This window comes from Sporosarcina soli (assembly GCF_042655805.1).
In the GTDB taxonomy this organism is placed as follows: domain Bacteria; phylum Bacillota; class Bacilli; order Bacillales_A; family Planococcaceae; genus Sporosarcina; species Sporosarcina soli.
In genome coordinates this window covers 1-1,485 of sequence record NZ_JBHSNO010000024.1, presented here as the reverse complement: position 1 = coordinate 1,485, position 1,485 = coordinate 1, and the positions used below count along the sequence as shown (strand labels likewise).

Annotated in this window: 1 protein-coding gene; it reads left to right on the top strand. The window is 38.2% G+C overall.

Translation table 11 applies throughout. The annotated features are described in order from the left end of the window. Positions 1 to 175: 175 nt before the first annotated feature. The gene (locus ACFPRA_RS24950; protein WP_381440855.1) at positions 176 to 1,393 is read left to right on the top strand and encodes an IS110 family RNA-guided transposase; all 1,218 of its coding nucleotides are present in this window, start codon (positions 176 to 178) and stop codon (positions 1,391 to 1,393) included. Positions 1,394 to 1,485 lie beyond the last annotated feature (92 nt).

The window sequence follows — 1,485 nt, the reverse complement described above, 5'->3', positions numbered from 1 at the left end:
GGAGAAGGATAGGTCGTAGTTTCTTTGGGATCTTGAATCCGTAAATAAAACCGGCCTACTTCACCACCTTTATTTGAATCAGGTTAAAGTATGTTGGGTCCTTTGAGATCGTGTATAAGAAATTGGAATCGATAAGGTTAAGGTGAGGCTTCAATACATCAAGAGGTGAGAGGAAATGAAACACGTTATTGCATTCGACATCAGTATGGGTAAGAGCTATATGGTTGTCTATAACGCATTAAAAAAATGTGAATTGGAGAAGGAAATTGAACACAATCGACCCGAGTTCGCAGAACTCAAAGCCTTGATAGATGAAATAATTGATGGATATGGTGAGCAGCCACACATCGTCTTTGAAGCGACTGGTGTCTATTCAAGACCTCTCGAACGTTTTATGAGTGAAAATGGCTACAGGTATTGTCTCCTTAATCCGCTAGAGGCAAAACTGCAATGTGATACGTTACGCATTCATAAAACAGATCGAAGTGATGCACATCAGCTGGCCCTTACCCATTTTACGAGTAACAGACGGATAGAATCTAAATCGAACGATGTTTATGCCCAGTTGAAAGCCCTATCCAGACATTATATTGAATTGGATACTGAGTTGAGTGTAGTTCGAAGTAGAATGCATAAAGTCATCCAGATTACTTTTCCCGAATTAGAGAAAATCTTCACCAGTAAGTCCGAGTTGTTTCTTAATGTAGCTCAGCTCTTTCCACATCCGGACATCGTCCTTAACTATTCAAAGACGATTATAAAAAACCGTATACTAGCTAATACAAACAAACGAATGTCGAGTGAAAAAGCTGAAGAGAAAGCAGTAAAACTGCTTGAAGCCGCAGAGAGATCTTATCCATCAGTTTCATCCACGGACGTGTTTTGCGACCAGGTTATAACGTATGCAAAACGATATCAAGAGCTCATTCTCCAAAAAGAACAATGTATAGACAAAATGGCGGTGTTAGCTGAGGGGCTAAAAGAATTTAGTTTACTCCTTAGTATCCCAGGAATCGCCACTAATACAGCAGTTCGCCTAATAGCCGAAATTGGGGATATTCGACGTTTTGATAATAACAGACAGCTTAATGCTTTCGCAGGCATCGATATTAGACGTTACCAATCGGGTAAATTCTTTGCGAAGGACAAAATTAATAAACGTGGAAATAAACATCTAAGGAAATTACTGTATATCATCATTCAAAATATGATTAAACTAAGACGTCATGGAAAGAATCACTTTGTTGAATACTATGACAAATTAAAAAAACAACCCTACAACAAATGTCATAAGGTTGCTTCCATCGCATGTGTGAACAAGCTGTTGAAGACTATCTTCTTTCTCATTACACACAATATGAACTATGAATATAGGTTAGCCGCCCACTCATAGTCGTACCAACAATTTTACCACATATATGACCTCGTGAAAAAATCGAACTCGCTAGGTTTTCTTTAGTATGCATAAAAACATAAATCGTTAGA